The organism is Cereibacter changlensis JA139 (genome assembly GCF_003034985.1).
GTDB classification, from domain to species: Bacteria; Pseudomonadota; Alphaproteobacteria; order Rhodobacterales; family Rhodobacteraceae; genus Cereibacter; species Cereibacter changlensis.
On sequence record NZ_PZKG01000251.1, the window covers coordinates 1 to 3036 of the forward strand.

The window sequence follows — 3036 nt, forward strand, 5'->3', positions numbered from 1 at the left end:
ATTGGACGCTGGTCAGCTTGAGATAGGTCGCCGGCTGCGCTGGCAGTCGGGAACGTTTCGAACTCTGGCCTGGAGCTACGTGTAAGTCGCCGCTCACTGTGTGAACACAACGGGCGCGGCAGGGCTCTCATCGGACCACTGCCAACCGAGGGGCAGCGCAGGCGCCCGCCAGGTGACACCGATGCGTGCCCGACGTCACCGGCACTTCCAAAGGCTGCAAACCCCATTCACTCAATGTGGAAGTCAGCCGCGCCACATCCGTAAACCGGCGAGGTTCGGGGCGCGCTGTGGAATAGAGGAAGATCTTGTTGTCGTCGGGATCGCGTGTGGTCAGGGTGAACACCACGTCGCGACGCCGATCACCATCCGCATAGGTTACCGATATGTCGAGGAAACCTGCCTCTTCGACATACTTTCTGAACTTCTTCATCGTTGCGGGGATCGACGCCACGGTCGCACTCCTTCTTCTTCAGCTTGCCGTTCTCGGGGTTCCCGTCGTGAACGTCATGGTCAGAGCAGATAGCCACCATGGATCGTCCGGGAACTTCGTTCTTCATATAACGGCGCGGCGCTATTTTCTGCTTCATATCTCTTTTTTGCCCCTTACCGCAGCAAGACAATTTCCTAAACTGCCGCGAAGCTATTTGCGGACGTCCCGCAGCCTGCACCCAAAACATGCGGAAGTCCCCGACCGGAGGCGAAGCACCGTTCCGCGCCGCACGCTCACGAGGGGCGGTGGGGGGCCAGCCGGGTGAACGGTAAACGTCAGCGCCTCGCGGCTGTCCCGCAAGGACCGCGGTCAGCAGTGCAGCCCAAAGGGGTCGGCGATCGGGTCGGGGCGCCGGCGTCATACAATCGCCAAGCACTCGCGGTGCGTGTGTCCAGTCTGAGGCGCGCCGTGAGGACGACGGTCGATCACCGGGCAGCTGAACGCGATAAACCGCCCATCCTTGTTCTCCACCAGGTCGCCCATCGCGGACGGCGCGTAGCCGAACATCCTCGCCATCCGCATGAAAGATGGGGGACCAAGGAACAGGCACTCCTTCGCATGGCGCGACCGGAGGAAATCGTTCACCGCGTGGAGGATGCCCCGGACAATTCGCGGGGATGGATCAAGCGTCAAAAGCCGGGTCAATTCCCAAGAATTAGGAGAGGTCGTCGGCGGTTCCCAACAGACAGTTTTAGGAATGCCAATTACTCCACGCCATGCATCACGAATCATATAGCTATATACCGTCCGACCATTGCCAATACTGCTATTGCACCGCAATAGACGAGCGCCCCCTAAAATCCTCCCGCCGTCATGCGCAATGACGTATATGGCCACCGATACGACGTCGTACTGGTCATACTCATATCCCTCGCTGAGCGTCAGATCCCAGCCGAGGCGGTCCACGAACACCTCTCGTCTGTGGCTGAGGAAGGCTTCAACCAGGTCCCAACGCGCCGCGACGCGGCCAAACTCGACGACTTCTACTTGCATGGCTCCACAACCTTTGCGGTCCTTATTGCATCGACGCATCATCTTTTACAATATCGGACCGTTGGCGTTACGGTTTTCCGTAATTTGGAGATCATCCCCTACCTATGAGGCCGCATAAGGTGCTGAAAAATATAGTCCCGCATCACAAGGAGGTCGCCGCCAAGCTCTCGGATATCGCGCCGTCAGGCTATACGATGGCCTTGAATGTCTGCTACCTAACGCCGCAGGTGCAGGTCACGACTTACCCCGAAGCATGGGTGAAACGGTACCGCGAGATGCACTTCGTGTCGCATGATCCGGTCGCGATCTGGTCAACCGTAAACTCGGGTTCTACGCGCTGGAGCGATCTGCCGCTCTGGGCGCACACAGGGCTGAGCGAGCTTGTGATAACGGAAGGCCGTGAATACGGCCTTGCCTACGGCGCATCGGTGGCGCGCAGGAACGACACCTGCCCGACGCTGCGTTGCGTCCTCTTTGCGGCGCGCCCGGACCGTGAGTTGACCGACCTCGAGATTGACTACTTGGTGGACGTTCTGGATCAGGCGATGACCGGCATCGGATTCAACTCGGGTCTATCGGCGGTTGAGTTGGAGACGCTTCGGGATCTGGCGGCGGGCCTCTCCCATCAGCAGATCGCGGCGATCCGGGAGATCTCGGCTCAAACGGTGCGCAAGAGGATCGATCGCGCCAAGGTGGTGCTCGGCGCGCGGAACGCAATGCAGGCCGTCGGCATCGCTGCACGGCTGGGTCTGCTTGATGCACCTGCCATGCTCTGACTTGACCGATAGCAGAACTGGGGCGGCCACAACTGCGCTCACAACAGAACGCGGTACTGCAGAGATACTGTGTTAAGATATTAAAACGAGTCGTTCAGGACTGGGCGGCTGTGAAGGGTTGAGGCGGAAGAGAACCTTACGGTCTGCAAAATCGACCTGCCGACGTGCATTCCTCCCTGCTTCTTGGTGCTTACGCGTCCCGCTGAGGCATCGACTCGACTGTCTTCCGAAACGCGGTCAGAATCTGGTTACAGGGTTTCTGCGTCAAAAGCACTGCACTCCTCTGGCGCATCTGATAGCAGGGTGCGCGACGCAAACTCAGTTTTGGGCCAAGCCCACAAGAAAAGGAAGGTTCATAGATGTCCGTAGCCCCGCCAAAGCTCATGTGGGAAGCCAGCCTCGGGAAAGAGATGTCGGTCGACGGCGCCACGCTGCGGTTCGTCGCCTTGGGAAATCCGGACAAGAGCGATGACACGGTGGTGGGGTGGTACGTTCTGCTGTCGCGCCCGGATGGCGAAGCCAAGATCCTGATGAAGACGTTCAACTATGAGCCCCGCCTTCTGAAGACCTTCAACGGCCTTCGCTCGCTTCTCCGCGACCATGTGCCCACATGGACATCCGTAACCCTACCACTTGTGCCGCAGGTCCGCGCGCCCAACGACATCTGGAAGATCCTGGACAAGATGGACAGCTCTACACCCCAAGACTGAGTCTTGATACGGGCCGAACTAGACAATTTGTAGCTTGTTGCCATCTGTAGCGTTGCTATGATGGTTG

At 59.0% G+C, this 3036-nt stretch carries 4 protein-coding genes; 2 read left to right on the forward strand and 2 right to left on the reverse strand.

Going from position 1 to position 3036, the window contains the following annotated elements; genetic code table 11:
• Positions 1 to 127 precede the first annotated feature (127 nt).
• Together C5F48_RS24945 and C5F48_RS22755 are read right to left on the reverse strand one after the other, a co-directional pair.
• On the reverse strand, positions 128 to 451 hold the full coding sequence (locus C5F48_RS24945; protein WP_146170723.1) for a hypothetical protein: 324 nt from the start codon (positions 449 to 451) through the stop codon (positions 128 to 130).
• A gap of 396 nt (positions 452 to 847) precedes the next feature.
• Entirely contained in the window at positions 848 to 1483 is a 636-nt protein-coding gene (locus C5F48_RS22755) for an acyl-homoserine-lactone synthase (protein WP_170139772.1), read from the reverse strand.
• 119 nt (positions 1484 to 1602) lie between these two features.
• Between C5F48_RS22755 and C5F48_RS22760 the strand changes: the two genes are divergently transcribed.
• Together C5F48_RS22760 and C5F48_RS22765 are read left to right on the forward strand one after the other, a co-directional pair.
• Positions 1603 to 2259: a helix-turn-helix transcriptional regulator gene (locus tag C5F48_RS22760; RefSeq protein WP_170139771.1), complete on the forward strand. Its 657-nt coding sequence runs from the start codon at positions 1603 to 1605 to the stop codon at positions 2257 to 2259.
• A 359-nt stretch (positions 2260 to 2618) separates the two neighbouring features.
• A complete protein-coding gene (locus C5F48_RS22765) occupies positions 2619 to 2969 on the forward strand; it encodes a hypothetical protein (protein ID WP_111467621.1) in 351 nt (116 codons plus the stop codon).
• Positions 2970 to 3036: the final 67 nt, after the last annotated feature.